This window comes from Streptomyces triculaminicus (assembly GCF_017349075.1).
GTDB lineage: Bacteria > Actinomycetota > Actinomycetes > Streptomycetales > Streptomycetaceae > Streptomyces > Streptomyces triculaminicus.
Window position 1 is genome coordinate 475229 of sequence record NZ_JAFMOF010000004.1, and the last position, 14786, is coordinate 490014.

The window sequence follows — 14786 nt, forward strand, 5'->3', positions numbered from 1 at the left end:
GTTCGGTTACCTCAGGTACCGCGGTGTTTCGGTTCGGTACGGTCCCCCGCGGCGGTTCGGTACGGGCCCGGCGGGACGGCGGCGCCCGGTTCCGCCAGCAGGTCGGGCACGTCGGCGAGTTGGGTCCGGCCGGCCAGGTTCAGCTTGCGGTAGGCGTGGGTGAGGTGTTTCTCCACCGCCCGTGAGCTGACCTCGAGTTGTTCGGCTATCTCCCTGTTCGACGCGCCCCGGGCGGCGAGCCCGGCGACCCGGCGTTCGGCGCGGGTGAGGGCGGCGACGGTCTGCCGCGTGCGCGGGCCGGCGAGGGTGCGCAGGTCCCGGCCCGCGCCCTCGGCGAGCCAGGGCGCCCCGCACACCAGCGCCTGGTCACGGGCCAGGCGCAGCCAGGTCTCGGCCTCGGCGCGCCCGGCGCGCAGCAGCCGGCGGCCGAGCAGCAGGGCGGTGCGGGCCCGCTCCATGCCGTTGACCGCGCCCTCGAGCGTCGCGGCGGACTCCCGCAGCAGCGTGATGCCCTTCTCCCCCGCCGTCAGGGCGCCCTTGACGCGCTGGGCGCGGCCGATGGCGACGGGGGCGCCCCAGGCGGTGGCCCGCGCGTACTCCTCGTCGACGAGGTCGTGGGCCCGGCCGGTCTCGCCCAGCCGGTGGTGCAGCCCGGCGGCCCAGGCACGCCAGGGGAGGACGGAGGGGTTGCGCCAGTCGGCCCGTTCGGCGGAGCGGCCCCAGTCCAGGAAGTACTCCAGGGCGGTGGGCAGGTCGCCGCGCCGGGCGGCGCAGGAGCCGCGGATGAGCTGGAGCGAGGAGGGGCGGTAGCCGTGGTCGGCGCCCTCGGGGCGGTAGGACAGCAGGCGCCGGGCAAGTTCCGCGTCGCGGGTCTCGAGGGCGACCAGGACGACGGCCGTCATCGACTGCAGGGTCGCCCAGTCGGCCACGCCCAGCGCCAGGGCCTCGTCGGCGCTGGCCCGGGCGTCGGCCAGGCGGCCCTGGGCGACCAGGACATGGGTGCGTTCGATGGCGATGAGCGCCTGCGGGACGGTGGCCCGGCGGGCCCGGGCCCGCTCGCGCGCGGTCCGCAGCCAGGGGCCGATCGCCTCGAGGGAGTCGGTGGCGATCAGCACGTGGACCAGCAGGGGCAGGGCGGTGTGGACGTGGTCCGGGGAGGCGGGTTCGTGCTGCAGGACGCGGCCGGCCAGCGGCGCGACCTCGGCGGCCGACAGGGACTGGGACATGGTGGCGCCGTGCAGCAGGACGGTGACCAGCTCGCGTTCGGCGGCGGTGCCCAGCGCAGGCGCGGGGCCCAGCTCGCGCAGCCGCGCGGCGCACAGGGGCAGCCCTCCCGGCCCGGTCACGGCGGCGTGGCGCAGCCGTGCCTCGAGCCCGAGGGCCAGTTCCCGCTCGTCGCCGGTGAGCCGGCCGGGTTCGCCGAGCTCGCAGGCGAGCTTGCCGACGGCTTCGACGACGGGTGGCGGGCCGCCGCCGAGCAGGGAGGGCGGGATGCGGACGGCCGCCTCGGCGCGCTGGGCCGCCGAGGGGAGCAGCAGCAGCGCCTGGGAGATGTGCCGGACCGCGGCCAGGGGGTCGAAGGCGCGCTCGACGGTGGCCAGGTCGACCAGGAGCGCCGCCCGGTCGGGGCCGGAGGGCGAGGCGCCGAGGAGGGCCCGGCGCAGGTAGCGGGCGGCGTCCTGGTGCGCGCCGCGCCGTTCCGCGGCCTCGGCGGCGGCCCGCAGCGCCTCCACGGTCCAGCCGTCCTGGCAGGAGGGCGCGGCCAGGAGCTGGGCGGCGGTCTGTTCGGCCGGGTGTCCGCCGCGGTGCAGCAGCAGTGCGGCGAGCACGTGGACGTGCTCGTGTTCGGGGGGCGTCATCGAGTCCTCCACGGCGTCGCGCACGGCGTGGTGGACGAAGCGCGGCTCGGGCCCTTCGGCGAGCAGGCCCAGCCGGCGCAGCCCGCGGGCGGCTTCCTCCTGGCCGGTGGTGTCGAGGCCGGCGAGGCGGCCGACGAGCTCGGGGTCGGTGCCGTCGCCGAGCACGGCGAGGGCCTTGGCGAGTTCGCGTACGGGCCCTGGCTGGGAGCGCAGCGCCACGGCGAGGCGTTCGCGCAGGGCGGGCAGGCGGAGTTCGCGGACGGTGCGGGCGCGTTCGGCTGCGGTGCCGAGGTCGCCGTGGCCGTGGCCGGCGCTGGAGAGGGCGGCCAGGGTGGCGGTCAGGAACATCGGGTTGCCGCCCGTGGCCTCGCGGCAGGCCGTCACGTAGGCGGGGTCGGCCGGGCGGCCGAGGGCGGCGGCGACGAGCGCGGCGGTGCCGGCCTGGGTGAGCGGGCCGAGGCGCAGGACGTGCGCCGCGCGGTCGGTGATGTCCTGCACGCGCGGCTCCTCGGCGCCGGGGTCGCCCTCGCGGAGGGCGGCGACGAGGGTGACGGGCCAGTCCGGGAGCCGTCGGGCGAGGCGGCCGAGCCAGCGCAGGGAGGGCGGGTCGGCCCAGTGGAGGTCGTCGACGAGCAGCAGCAGCGGCTCGCGGGCGCTGTGCTCGGCGACGGGGGCGAGGAGCTCGCCGTAGGGGTCGGGGCCGGGCGGTTCGAGGGCGGCGCCGGGGCGCAGGGGCTCGAGGAGCTGGCCGGCCAGGCCGTAGGGGAGATCCCGTTCGAGGGTGCGCCGCCGGCGGTCAGGGTGCGGGTGGCGTGCCGTTCGGCGAGGGCGGGCAGGGCCCGCAGCAGGGCGGTCTTGCCGGTGCCGATGCCGCCGGTGACGACGATCAGCGAGCCGCTCCCGGCGGTGGCGGCCGTCCGCAGTGCCGTGGTGATCAGCTCCAGCTCGCGGCGCCGGTCGAGCAGGGGTGTCATGGCGTGTCCTTCCCCAGGCGCTCCAGCGCCTCGGCGAGCTCCGGGCGTCCGTGGATGCCCAACTTGCGGTAGGCCCTGGTCAGATGCAGTTCGACGGTGCGGGGGGTCACCGACAGCCCGGCGGCGATGGCCCGGTTGGGGTGGCCGCGCGCGGCCAGGGCCGCGACGCGCGCCTCGGCCCCGGTCAGTCCCTCGCGCGCGGCACGGGGGCGCGTGGGAGGGGCGCGGCGACGCGCTCGGTGCCGCCCGCCGTGCCGGTGCCGCGCGCGGCGCGGGCACGACGGGCGGCGGGGGTACGGACGTGCCGCCGGGCGGCGGGGCGACGGCGTCCGGGCCGGCGAGGCGTGCCGTCGCCAGGGCGCTCAGCGCCTGACGGAACCGCCAGTCGGCGGGGACGGCGGAGCCGGGCCGTACGGGCTCGGGCAGGGCCAGGCCGCCGGTGGCGTACAGCGCCCTGGCGACCGGTCCGGGCGCGCCCCAGGCCAGGGCGAGCCGGCGTTCCTCGGCCAGCAGGGCGGCGGCGTCGCGGTCGTGCGGGTCCAGGCCCCGGGCGCGCGCCGCGGCCGAACGCCAGGGCAGCAGGGCGGGGTTGGCGGCCTGCTGGGCGAGCAGCAGGCGGCCGCATTCCAGCAGGTCGGCGAGCGCGGCGGCGTCCCGCTGTCCGCCGGCCAGGTGGGTGCGGCCGCGGGCGTAGAGCAGGCAGGCCCACCCCAGGCCTCCCCGGCGTCGCCGGCGTCGCCGTCGTCGTCGCGGGCGAGCCCGAGGGAGCGTCCGGCTCCGGCGGTGTCGCCGAGCTCGAGGTGGGTCAGGGCCTTCAGGGCGACGACCGCGGGGCTCATCAGGGGGTGCCAGCAGTGCGGGGGCATGACCTCCTGGGCGCGGTCCAGGGCGGTGGAGGCCTCCTGGGGCCGTCCCTCGTGCAGCAGGCCCATGGCTCTGACGAGTTCGGCGGAGCCGGCCACGGCGCGCGTCGGCGTGCTCGGCGCGCAGCAGCACCGCGTCGAGGCCTGCGTGCGCCTCGGTGAAGTCGCCGGTGAGGACGAGGGTGTGGCAGGCGGCGACCTGGGGGCTCAGCGGGGCGGGGCGCCCGTGCCGGGGGCCAGGGCGGCCCGGGCGAGGTGCCGGGCCCGGCCGATGTCCCGGCCGAGCAGGGCCTGGCGCCAGGCGGCCACGGCCGCCTCGGCGGGGTCGTCGGGGTGCTCGGCGAGAGCCGGTACGGGGGCCGGTCCAGGGCCTGTGAGGTCTCCCGCCGGCTGTGGGCGGCGAGCCAGTACAGGGCCCGCAGCGCCGAGCGCTCGGCGGGGCGTACCCGGTCGCCGGCGAGGGCCCGGGCGATGAGCGGCTGTGCCCGGGCGACGTCGCCGCGGGCCACGAGCAGGTCGGCGGCCCCTATCCAGGACGGTCCGGCATCGGCGTCGGCGGGCGAGCGCAGGGCCTGGCGCAGGTGCCGGTCGGCGGCGTCGGGCTCCGAGGGCAGCACGGCCGCGCTCAGTTCGGTCAGGGTGCGCACTCTCAGGTGGGGGGCCATGGGTTCGCGCAGCGCGCGCCGGAGCAGGCGGGCGGCCTCCCCCGGGCGGCCGGCGACGCGGTGGCGGGCGGCCTCGCGGCGCAGGACGTCGACGGCCCAGGGGGCGCCGAGGACGCGGGCGCCCGTGAGCATGGAGGCCAGGGCGCCGTCGGGGACGGCGGTGTGGTGGGCGTGTTCGGCCGCGCGGGCGTACAGCTCCTCGCGGTCGTGGGCGTTCATGCCGGCGAGCACGGCCCGGGCCGCCGCCGGCTCGCGGAACGCCGGGCGGTCGCCGCCGGTCAGCAGTCCGGTACCGGCGAGCAGTTCCAGGGCGCGCCGGGTGCCGGTGGCCGTGGGGCCGGTCAGCGCGACGAGCGTCTCGGGGGCGGTGTGCGGCGCGCACACGGCGACGGCCCGCAGTACGGACCGCAGGTCGCCGGGCAGCGCCGCCAGGGTGCGCGCCGCGCGGTCGCGGACGGCCTCGGCGGCGCATTCGGCCAGGTGCGGCAGGTGTTCGGCGCGGGGGTGCCGGCCGTGGCGGGCCAGCCGGGCGGCCGTCGCGCGGAGGACGGCGGGATTGCCGTCGGTGCTCCTGGCGGCCGCGTCCCGGAACGCCGGGTCGGCCGGCGTTCCGAAGGCGGCGGCCAGCAGGTCGCCGACGTCGGCCGGGGTCAGGGGGCCGAGGGTGAGGGTGTGGTGGGCGACGGCCCGTTCGTCGTCCAGGGAGCCGGGTTCGAGGCGCTCCTCGAAGGGGGGGGCCGGTTCCGGCGCGGGCGGTCAGCAGCATCAGGGGGACGCCGGCGAGTCTGCGGGCCTGGGCCCGCAGCCAGCGCAGCGAGCACGGGTCGGTCCACTGGACGTCGTCGACGACGATCAGCAGCGGGTGGGCGCGGGCGGCGGTACGGGCGGCCCGGCACAGGTCGGCGGTGCGGTCGGCCGTGGCGGGGGCGGGCGGCCGGGCGGGGTCCGCGGCGGCGGGCGGTGCGAACGCGGCCCGCAGCTGGGCGACGACGCCGTAGCGCTGTCCCGTCTCCTCCCACGAGGCCTGGGCCGACTCGACGTGGACGCCGGCCGCGCGGGCGTGGTGGGCGGCCCATTCGAGCAGGGCGCTGCGGCCCGTGCCGGGCAGGCCGCGGATCTCGGCCAGTGCCGGGCGCCCGGCCCGCAGGTTCTCCACCAGCCCGGCCAGCAGCCGCTGTTCGGGGGTCCGCCCGGCGAGCGGCGGTGTGGCGGGGGGCCGGCGCGGCGGCCGCTCGTCTGTCACCTGCGACTGCACCTTGTCTCTTCTCGTGGCTGTGCGCCGCCGGTGCGGCGGCCGGGACGGGAGCCGGAGCGTACGTCCCGGTCACACGGGAAGGGGCGGGCCGTATCCGCCGAGGCCGCCGGGCAGGTCGGTGCGGCCGCGCACGGCGAGCTTGCGGTAGACGTTGGTCAGGTGCGTCTCCACCGTGCGGGGGGTGATGAAGAGCGCCTCGGCGATCGCCTTGTTGGTCACCCCGCCCTGGGCGAGAGCGGCGATGCGGCGCTCGCTGCCGGTGAGGGTGTCGAGCGGGCTGGCGGCGAGCTGGGGCATCCGGCCGCCGGCGGTGACCAGCGCGGCGCGGGCGGCGGCGCCCAGGGCCTGGTAGCCGCAGCGGGTGGCCACCTCGATGGCCTGGCGCAGGTGGCGGCGGGCGGCCCGGGCGTCGCCCTGGGCGAGCAGGCACCGGCCCAGCAGGTAGGCGGCCTTGGTGTGTTCGAGGCGGGCGGGTGACCGGGCGAGGATGCCGGCGGCCTCGGCGAGCAGGTCCAGCCGGGCCCGGCCCGTGGCGGCCGCGGCGGCGGCCATCAGGCCGGTGCCCAGGGCGCGCGGGGTGCCCCAGCGGCGCAGGCTCGGTGTCACGCGCTCGACGATGTCGCGGGCCTCGCCGGCCCGGCCCAGGCGGGCGAGGGTGGCGGCGGCCGGCAGCCACCAGGGGGCGAGCACGGGGTTGGCGACGCGGGCCTCGTCCAGGCTCCGTCCGCAGCGCAGCCACAGGTCCAGGGCGCCTTCGTGGTCGCCGAGTTCGCGGCGGACGCGGCCCTGGGCGTAGAGGTAGTGGTGCCATTCCCAGATGTGCCGTTCGGTGTCCCGGTGGACGATGCGCGCGAGGGCGGCCGCGGCCTCCTCGGTCCGGCCCTGGGTGAGCAGGGCGGTGCCCAGGGCGATGTGGGGCATGGCCGAGCCGGTGGTGCGTTCGCTGCGGGCGGCGGCGTCGACGGCGGCCCGCGCGTCGCGGACGGCGGCGTCGACGCGGCCGGTGTCGTGCAGGGTCAGGGAGCGTGCGGCCAGGGCGGAGACGTGCATCCACGGCTCGTGGCGGGCCCTGGTGTCGCGCAGCGAGCGCTCCAGTCCGGCGAGGGCCTCGTCCACCTCGTCGGCGAGGCCGAGGACCAGGGAGGAGCCGAACACCCACCAGCCGGCGGGCGCGGCCTCCTCCACCCGCAGGGCCCGCCGGGCCAGCTCGGCCGCCCGGACGGCCGGGGCTCCCTCGAGGGCGGCGAAGGCGCTCAGGACGGACAGCAGCCGGCGTTCGGCGGGGGTGTCGCCGTCGGGTACGGGCCAGGCCGCGGCCCGTTCGCGGACGCCGGCCATGGCGGCCTTGTCGTTGACGGCGGTGACCAGCAGGGCGGCCCGTACGGAGGTGCGCAGTTCCCGACCGGCAGGGGTGCGGTCGCTGTCGCCGGGCAGCTCGTCGAGGACGTGTGCCAGCGCCCGGACGGCGTCGGGGGCGCCGGGCGTGCCGAGGGCGGCCATGCCGTACTCCACGGCGATGGGCGCCCGTTCGCGGGGACCGGTGGAGGCGTCCAGGGCCTGGCGCAGGTGGCGCAGGGCGGTGGTCGGGGAGAGGGGGGCGGCCGCCCGGGCGAGTTCGAGGCGTATCTCGCGGCGCTGGGCGTCGTCGGGTCCGGCGTCCAGGGCGCGCCGCAGGTAGCGGACGGCGGCCTCGGTGGTGCCGCGCCAGCGGGCCCCGGCGGCGGCCTCGCGCAGGACGGGGAGCATCCAGGGCTCGTCGAGGCGTTCGAGCGGCACCAGTTGGTCGGCGACCTCGGCGGCGGGCCGGCCGGCGTCGTTGAGCAGCCGCGCGGCCCGTACGCGCAGGTGGCGCAGCTCGGCGGGGGGCAGGTCGGCGAGGACGGCGGCGCGTACGGGGGCGTGCATGACGCCGGGCGCGCCCGCTTCGCCGGGGGTGACGACCTCGGCGCGGCGCAGGATCTCCAGAGCGGCCCGGGTCCGGTGCCCGCTCACTTCGCAGACTACGGACAGCAGGTCGGGGTCGGCCCGGCCGAGGACGGCCAGGGCGCGGGCGATCTGCCGTACGTGGCGGGGCCGGCCGGCCAGGCGGTCGGGGACCGAGGAGGCGACGGCACCCTCGGCTGCGGCGGCCACGTGGTGGGCTCCGGCGGCGTCGGGGCGGACGCCGCTCCCGCGCAGCGAGGCGAGCAGCCGGTGGAGCAGTTGCGGGTTGCCGCCGGTGACGTCGGCGCAGCGGCGGACGAAGCGGTCGTCGGGGTGCTCGCCGAGGGCGTACGTCACCAGGCGGGCGGTCGCGGCGTCGTCGAGGGGGCCGAGTTCCATCAGGGTGCAGCGGCCCTGGCCGAGCATCTCGGCGAGGACGCCCGCGCCGGGTCCGCCGCAGTCGGTGCGCTGGGACAGCAGCAGGAACAGCGGCCGGGCGGCGGCCCTGCGCAGGACGAAGTCGAGGCGCCGCAGGGTCGCTTCGGCGCACCACTGGGCGTCGTCGAGGACGAAGGCGAGGGGTCCGTCGGCCAAGAGGGCGCTGACGTGTCCGTAGAGCCGCCGGTGGGCGGCGTAGGGGTCACGGGGCGTCGCGGCGGCGGCGCGGGGGGTGTGTTCGTCGGTGACGCGGGGGGCGGTGTGCCGGCGGACGGCGACGCCCTCGGAGCGCAGGTGGTCGGCGGCGGCGGTCAGGAGGCTGGTCCTGCCGATGCCGGCGGGGCCGCGGACGAGGACCGCCCGTGCGGTTCCGGCGCGGGCGCGGGCGGCGAGGGTGGTCAGGGCGCGGAGTTCGGCGGTGCGTCCGGTGAGGTGCCGGGGATCGCCTGGATGTGTGTGGAAGCTGACCGCCAAGGCGTTCCCTCTTTCGTGAAGCCCCCATTCGACCTCTGGTGATCGCCGTCCAGGGCGCGGCAACGGGCACCGACTTGGACGGTCAAGATCGGAAACGACGGTAACAGCACACCTTGTGGCGACCCATCACGTTTGAGCCAGAATGCTGCGATGCGATGGGCGACGTGGGACACGGCGTCGTCGCCTCCTCACCGTCCGTACCCATCCGATCGCCGATGTCAACGTACTTACGGTTCTTTACCTATGGAGCCCGAAAATGAATGTCCCATGCGGTCCTGATATCTGACAGACATATGACTCCTGTACGCTGCGGCGCTCGTCACCGAAAGACCGGAGCGAACCGAAAGACCGGAGCGACCTGTGCGGCTACACCTGGACCACTCCGCCACCCGCCCTGACCGAGCCGTCGACGTCCCCTGGCCGCCCAGCCAGGGCCGGCCGGCCGAAGGCGCCCTCGATCTCTGGCTGTTGCACGCCCCCGACCCGTGGCTGTCCTCCGCGGTCCTCGACCCGTCGCCGCTGGACGGGGAGGAGCGCCGGCGGGCGAAGGCGTTCGTCCGCCCGCTCGACCGCGCCCGGTACGTGATCGCCCACCTGATGCTGCGCAGGCTCATGGGCGCCTATCTGAACGTACCTGCGGGAGAGGTGGAGTTCACGCGGGAGCCCTGCCCCGGCTGCGGCGAACCGCACGGCAGGCCGGCCGTCGCCTCCGCCGGCGCCCCGCACTTCTCCCTGTCGCACGGCGGCGATCTCACCCTGATCGGCGTCGCCGCCGCCCCGGTCGGCGTGGACACCGAGCAGGTACCGGCCGCGCACACCGTCGGCGAGGTGTCGGCGGCCCTGCACCCCGCCGAACGCCGGGAGATCATGGCCGCGCCCGCGGTCCGCCGCCCGGCGGTCTTCACCCGGCTGTGGGTGCGCAAGGAGGCCTACCTCAAGGGCCTCGGCACCGGCCTCGGCCGCTCCCCCGACCTCGACTACCTCGGCAACGGCGGCCCCGGCACCCCCGCCTGGCCCGCCGGCTGGACGATCGTCGACGTGCCCGTCGGCACCGGCCACGCCGCGGCGGCGGTGCGCGGCGAGCTCCACAGCCGCTACGACGTCAGGCGGCTCGACCCCCGGGGTCTCACCGCCTGAGGCCGCCGAGGCGGCCGTGATCACGCTGTCGTCGTGCCGTCCGTCGCGCCGCGGGCGGTCAGTCCGCCCGCCGCCCGGCCGGACGGCCGTGCGTCACTTGCCGACGGCCCACTTGCCGGTGTCCTGGGCGAACCCGGAGTCCGGCGTGAACGTCACGGACTTGGGCTTGCCGTTCTCGGGCACGGAGACGATGACGTAACCGAGGGCCTTCTCGCCGGCCTTGAGCTTGACGGTGGCCGGCAGGTTGGGGCCGGCGGTGCTCTCGCCGATGGAGTGGGTGAAGGACTGCCCCTGGTCGTCGAGGACCTTCACGCCGTTGGCCGGGCTGTCGTCGTACACCGCCGCACCGGTGTTGACGATCTCGAACTGGGCGGCGACCCAGCGGTTGCCCGGCTTCGGCATCATGTACTTGTTGTTGCTCTTGGCCGGGTCGGTCCAGTTCTTCAGGGTGACCGAGATCTCGGCGCCGTTCTTGGCCTTGACCTTGGCGGTGCCGCCGACGGCCAGGTCGCCGCCCTTGTCGGCGCCCTTGTCGCCCTTGTCGGCGCCCGGCGCCGGGTCCTTGGGCGCCTGGCTCTGTGCCGCGCTCGCGTTGCTGTCCGGCTTGGCGTCGACACCGTCGCTGTTGCAGGCGGTGGCGGTGGCCGCGAGAGCGATGACGATCGCGGCGGTGCTGAGCTGACGACGCATGATGGTGAATCCCCCGTACTGGTGCTTGTTTGACGTGCACATTCTTACCCGCACCGCCGGGCCGGACCGGCCAGAAGAGCGTCCTGTGGGACTCCTGTGACAGTTGAGTGATCAAACCGTGGCAGCCCCCGCCCCCCACAGCGGGGCGAATCCGGCCTTACTGAAACGCCCCTCCTGGGGGGGATCACCATGCCCCGAGCGTTCTCGGATGCGTCCGCGCCCGCCCCGGCGCACGCTGGAGGTATGTCCGCGCGGATAGTGGTCCACCCGCCGACGCCCGCGGGCTGCCGGTGGGTGACGGACGGGGCCGTGACGCTCGGCAGGGCCTACGGGATCGTCGACGTCATCGAGTTCCTGCGCCGCGCCGGGGTGGACACGGAAAACATCCGGCTCGACGACCCGCACGTGATCGAGTGGCTCGGAGGCGGACCCGGCGTCTGGTCCTGACAGCGGCGCCGTCAGGGGGTGTCCGCTGGGTCGGCACGGGGGCCCTACCGGATCGGCATCCCCGACAGCGTCCGGGCGATGACCAGCCGCTGGATCTCGCTCGTGCCTTCGAAGATCGTGTAGATGGCGGCGTCCCTGTGCATCCGCTCCACCGGGTACTCGCGGGTGTAGCCGTTGCCGCCGAGGATCTGCATGGCCTGGGCGGTGACCTTCTTGGCCGTCTCGCCCGCGAAGAGCTTGGACATCGACCCCTCCGCCGCCGTGAAGGGCCGGCCCGCGCTCGCCATCCACGAGGCGCGCCAGACGAGCAGGCGGGCGGCGTCGATGCGGGTGCGCATGTCGGCGAGCTGGAAGGCGACGCCCTGGTTGTCGATGATCGGGCGGCCGAACTGCACACGGGTCCTGGCGTAGTCCAGGGCGACCTCGTACGCGGCGCGGGCGATGCCGACGGCCTGGGCGCCCACCGCCGGGCGGGACGCCTCGAAGGTGGCCATGGCGGCGTTGCCGCCCCGCTCGCCGCCGCCGACGGCCCGCTCCCGGGCGCGGGCCAGGCGCTCGTCCAGCTTCTCCTTGCCGCCGAGCAGGCAGTGGCCGGGGACGCGGACGTCCCGCAGGACGACCTCCGCGGTGTGGGAGGCGCGGATGCCGTGCTTCTTGAACTTCTGGCCCTGCTCGAGCCCGGGGGTGCCGGGCGGGACGACGAAGGAGGCGTGGCCGCGGGCGCCGAGGGCGGGGTCGACGACGGCGACGACGACATGGACGTCGGCGATCCCGCCGTTGGTGGCCCAGGTCTTGACGCCGTCGAGGACCCATTCGTCCTTCGCCGCGTCGTACACGGCACGGGTGCGCATCGCGGCGACGTCGGAGCCGGCGTCGGGCTCGGAGGAGCAGAACGCGCCGATGCGCACGTTGTCGGCGTCGCCGTACATCTCGGGCACCCAGGTGCCGATCTGCTCGTCGGTGCCGTTGGTGAAGACGCTGATCGCGGCGAGGCCGGTGCCGGCGATCGCCAGGCCGAGGCCCGCGTCGCCCCAGAAGAGCTCCTCCAGGGTGAGGGGCACGCCCAGGCCCGTGGGGTCGAGGAACTGCTGGGCGTAGAAGTCGAGGGAGTACAGCCCGATCCGGGCGGCCTCGCGCACCACGGGCCAGGGGAACTCCTCGCGTTCGTCCCACTCGGCGGCGGCGGGGCGCATCACGTCGGCGGCGAAGCCGTGGATCCAGTCGCGCACGGTCTTCTGGTCGTCGTTCAGCTCCAGCGCGAACTCCCCCATGGGTGCCCCTCCCAGCGCTCATTACCTGCGGTAACATGAGTCTGTTACTCGTCAGTAGTAAAGTCAACTCCCCCGGCCTGCGAATCCGCTCCGTGGAGCGAGTGTTACTTTGCGCAGGCGTTTTGAGATCACTGAAGGGGGAGGCACGCCTGATGGAGACCAGTCAGCGGGACGAGCAGCAGAGGGCGGCGGAACAGCGGCGCAGGGAGCTGCTGGAGGCCGCGGACCGCGTGGTGCTGCGGGACGGGCCGGGAGCGTCGATGAACGCGATCGCCGCCGAGGCGGGGATCACCAAGCCGATCCTCTACCGCCACTTCGGCGACAAGGGCGGCCTCTACCGGGCGCTGGCCGCCCGCCACACCGACGCGCTGCTGGCCGGCCTGCGCGCGGCCCTGGACGCCCCGGCGGAGCGGCGCCGGCGGGTCGAGACGACGCTGGACGCCTATCTCGCGGCGATAGAGGCGCGCCCGCAGGTCTATCGCTTCCTGATGCACCCCGCCGACGAGGGCACGCCCGCCGAGCACGGCTTCGACGTGGGCCGGCACTCCGCGCCCCTGCTGCGGCGCATGGGCGAGGAGCTGGCCCAGGTCATATCCGAGCGGGTCGACCTCGGCCCGGACGGGGAGGAGCTGGCCCGCGCCTGGGGCCACGGCATCGTCGGCATGATGCACGCGGCCGGCGACTGGTGGCTGCGCGAGCGCCCGTTCGAGCGGAGCCTGCTGGTCCGCCACCTGGCGGACCTGCTGTGGGGACGGCTGGCGACCTCGGGCGACCTGCCGGGCGGACCGGGGTTCTGAGCCCGGGGCGCGGGAGGTCCGGGGGCCCGGTTACCCGGCGACCGCCCACGGCGCCCTGCGGGCCGCCCGCAGGGCGCGCCGGCGGCGCAGCCCCGTCAGGTGGTCGAGGTAGAGGCCGCCCTCGAGGTGGTCGCACTCGTGCTGCAGGCAGCGGGCGAAGAAGCCCGTCCCGTGCACGCGCACGGGCTCGCCCAGGACGGTGAGGCCCTCGACGACGGCCTCGTCGAAGCGGGGCGTGCCCGCCTCTATGCCCGGAACGGACAGGCAGCCCTCGGGCCCCCGGACGCTGACGCCGTCGGCGGCCACCAGGCGCGGATTGACCAGGTGTCCCAGATGCCGCTGGTCCTCGTCGTCCGGGCAGTCGTACACGAAGACCCTCAGCGGCACGCCGATCTGGTTGGCGGCGAGGCCCACCCCGCCGTGCGCGTACATGGTCGCGAACATGTCCTCGACGAGCGCGGCCAGGTCCGCGCCGAATTCCGTGACCTCGTCGCAGGGTGCGGAAAGACCCCGGTCGCCGAGCAGCCTCATGGGCCGCACGTGTCCTGAACTGCCGGGAATGGTGCCTCTTCGCATGGCCCAAGGGTACGTTCAGCTGATGGTGGGTTCGGGCCCACGGCCGGATCTCGATAGGCTGATCCCCGACCGAAGCCTCCTGGCGGCGATTCGGCACGGAGGGGGCGTCCACCGGCTGACCAGGTAGACAGGCGCGGCGCCGGAAGCAATGGAGGATCTAGGACGATGGCAGGCAACTCGGGGCCGCTGTCGCCGCGGGCCAAGCTGGCCGTGACGGCGGGCAAGGCGGCTGCGGCGGTGTCGCGCGCCGCGGGCCGTGGCAGCGGGTCGGTGATCGGCGGCAAGGTCGCGCTCAAGCTCGACCCCGACCTGCTGGCCCGGCTGGCAACGCACCTGGACGTGATCCTGGTGTCGGCCACCAACGGCAAGACGACCACGACGCGACTGATCGCCGAGGCCCTGCGGGCCAGCGGTCCGGTGGTGTCCAACGCGCTGGGCGCGAACATGCCCGCGGGCATCACCTCCGCCCTGGCGGGCGGCTCGGACGCCCGCTACGGCGTAATCGAGGTGGACGAGAAGTACCTGGCGGGTGTCGCGCGCGACACCTCGCCCAAGGCCATAGCGCTGCTGAACCTCTCGCGCGACCAGCTGGACCGCGCCGCGGAGACCCGCATGCTGGCCGAGAAGTGGCGCGAGGGCCTGGCCGGCACCAAGGCCGTGGTGATCGCCAACGCGGACGACCCGCTGATCGTGTGGGCGGCCTCGTCCTCGCAGAACGTGGTGTGGGTGGCGGCCGGCCAGGAGTGGAAGGACGACGCCTGGTCGTGCCCCTCCTGCGGCGGTGTGATGCAGCGCCCGGGCGACGACTGGTTCTGCGGCGAGTGCGGCTTCAGGCGGCCCACCCCGAGCTGGGCGCTGTCGGGCGACTACGTCCTCGACCCGCACGGCTCCGCGTGGCCCATCCACCTGCAGCTGCCGGGCCGGGCCAACAAGGCCAACGCCACCACCTCGGCCGCCGTGGCCGCGACCTTCGGCGTCCCGCCGCAGGTGGCGCTGGAGCGGATGTACCAGGTGCAGGCCGTGGCCGGCCGGTACGACGTGGTCACCTTCCTCGACCGTGAGGTGCGACTGCTGCTGGCGAAGAACCCGGCCGGCTGGCTGGAGACGTTCTCGCTGATCGACGGGCCGCCGGCGCCGGTGATCCTGTCGGTGAACGCCCGCGGCGCGGACGGCACCGACACCTCCTGGCTGTGGGACGTGGACTACACCCGCCTCGCCGGGCACCCGATCATGGTCATCGGCGACCGCAAGCTGGACCTCGCGGTCCGCCTCGAGGTCGCGGGCGTGGACTTCCGGGTCTGCGAGACCGTCGACGAGGCCGTGCAGATGGCCCCGCCCGGCAGGATCGAGGTCATCGCCAACTACACGGCGTTCCAGGACATCCGCCGCCGCGTAGGCAACTAGGCCCACGGACAGC

At 75.9% G+C, this 14786-nt stretch carries 12 protein-coding genes and 1 pseudogene; 4 read left to right on the forward strand and 9 right to left on the reverse strand.

The genetic code is table 11. The features are described 5' to 3' along the window. Positions 1 to 11: 11 nt before the first annotated feature. From J1792_RS35490 to J1792_RS35180, 6 genes and pseudogenes are all read right to left on the reverse strand, one after another. Positions 12 to 2357, reverse strand: a complete 2346-nt coding sequence (locus J1792_RS35490; protein WP_207248308.1) for a helix-turn-helix transcriptional regulator — start codon at positions 2355 to 2357, stop codon at positions 12 to 14. Then, on the reverse strand, positions 2240 to 2833 hold the full coding sequence (locus tag J1792_RS25710; protein ID WP_207248309.1) for an AAA family ATPase: 594 nt from the start codon (positions 2831 to 2833) through the stop codon (positions 2240 to 2242). Before J1792_RS25710 ends, J1792_RS35490 begins: the two co-directional genes overlap by 118 nt. Then, positions 2830 to 3021, reverse strand: coding sequence for a helix-turn-helix domain-containing protein (locus tag J1792_RS25715; RefSeq protein ID WP_207248469.1), 192 nt, complete (start codon positions 3019 to 3021; stop codon positions 2830 to 2832). Before J1792_RS25715 ends, J1792_RS25710 begins: the two co-directional genes overlap by 4 nt. A 650-nt stretch (positions 3022 to 3671) precedes the next feature. Then, positions 3672 to 4745 (reverse strand): hypothetical protein, encoded by a 1074-nt coding sequence (locus J1792_RS34560; protein ID WP_242646607.1) that lies wholly within the window; start codon positions 4743 to 4745, stop codon positions 3672 to 3674. 391 nt (positions 4746 to 5136) lie between these two features. After that, positions 5137 to 5616, reverse strand: a pseudogene (locus tag J1792_RS35955) (ATP-binding protein); the annotation flags it as partial. A 69-nt stretch (positions 5617 to 5685) separates the two neighbouring features. Continuing rightward, complete coding sequence (locus J1792_RS35180; protein ID WP_207248310.1) at positions 5686 to 8451, reverse strand: helix-turn-helix transcriptional regulator; 2766 nt, start codon at positions 8449 to 8451, stop codon at positions 5686 to 5688. Between the two features lie 360 nt (positions 8452 to 8811). Here J1792_RS35180 and J1792_RS25730 point away from each other — a divergent pair, with 360 nt between their 5' ends. Then, a complete protein-coding gene (locus tag J1792_RS25730; protein WP_242705282.1) occupies positions 8812 to 9588 on the forward strand; it encodes a 4'-phosphopantetheinyl transferase family protein in 777 nt (258 codons plus the stop codon). A 93-nt stretch (positions 9589 to 9681) separates the two neighbouring features. Here the strand turns inward: J1792_RS25730 and J1792_RS25735 are convergent, their stop codons facing one another. Further along, entirely contained in the window at positions 9682 to 10278 is a 597-nt protein-coding gene (locus J1792_RS25735) for a DUF4352 domain-containing protein (RefSeq protein ID WP_143587656.1), read from the reverse strand. Positions 10279 to 10521: 243 nt separating this feature from the next. On the opposite strand from J1792_RS25735, the gene J1792_RS25740 reads away from it, so the two are divergent. Next, positions 10522 to 10725, forward strand: a complete 204-nt coding sequence (locus J1792_RS25740) for a hypothetical protein (protein ID WP_086570135.1) — start codon at positions 10522 to 10524, stop codon at positions 10723 to 10725. A 44-nt stretch (positions 10726 to 10769) separates the two neighbouring features. On the opposite strand, the gene J1792_RS25745 is transcribed toward J1792_RS25740, so the two are convergent. Further along, positions 10770 to 11996: an acyl-CoA dehydrogenase family protein gene (locus J1792_RS25745; RefSeq protein ID WP_086570133.1), complete on the reverse strand. Its 1227-nt coding sequence runs from the start codon at positions 11994 to 11996 to the stop codon at positions 10770 to 10772. A 152-nt stretch (positions 11997 to 12148) separates the two neighbouring features. Between J1792_RS25745 and J1792_RS25750 the strand changes: the two genes are divergently transcribed. Continuing rightward, the gene (locus tag J1792_RS25750) at positions 12149 to 12793 is read left to right on the forward strand and encodes a TetR/AcrR family transcriptional regulator (RefSeq protein ID WP_086570131.1); all 645 of its coding nucleotides are present in this window, start codon (positions 12149 to 12151) and stop codon (positions 12791 to 12793) included. 30 nt (positions 12794 to 12823) lie between these two features. On the opposite strand, the gene def is transcribed toward J1792_RS25750, so the two are convergent. Then, complete coding sequence (gene def / locus J1792_RS25755) at positions 12824 to 13369, reverse strand: peptide deformylase (RefSeq protein WP_086570130.1); 546 nt, start codon at positions 13367 to 13369, stop codon at positions 12824 to 12826. A 165-nt stretch (positions 13370 to 13534) separates the two neighbouring features. Between def and J1792_RS25760 the strand changes: the two genes are divergently transcribed. Continuing rightward, positions 13535 to 14773 (forward strand): MurT ligase domain-containing protein, encoded by a 1239-nt coding sequence (locus J1792_RS25760; protein ID WP_086570128.1) that lies wholly within the window; start codon positions 13535 to 13537, stop codon positions 14771 to 14773. The last annotated feature ends 13 nt before the right edge of the window (positions 14774 to 14786 follow it).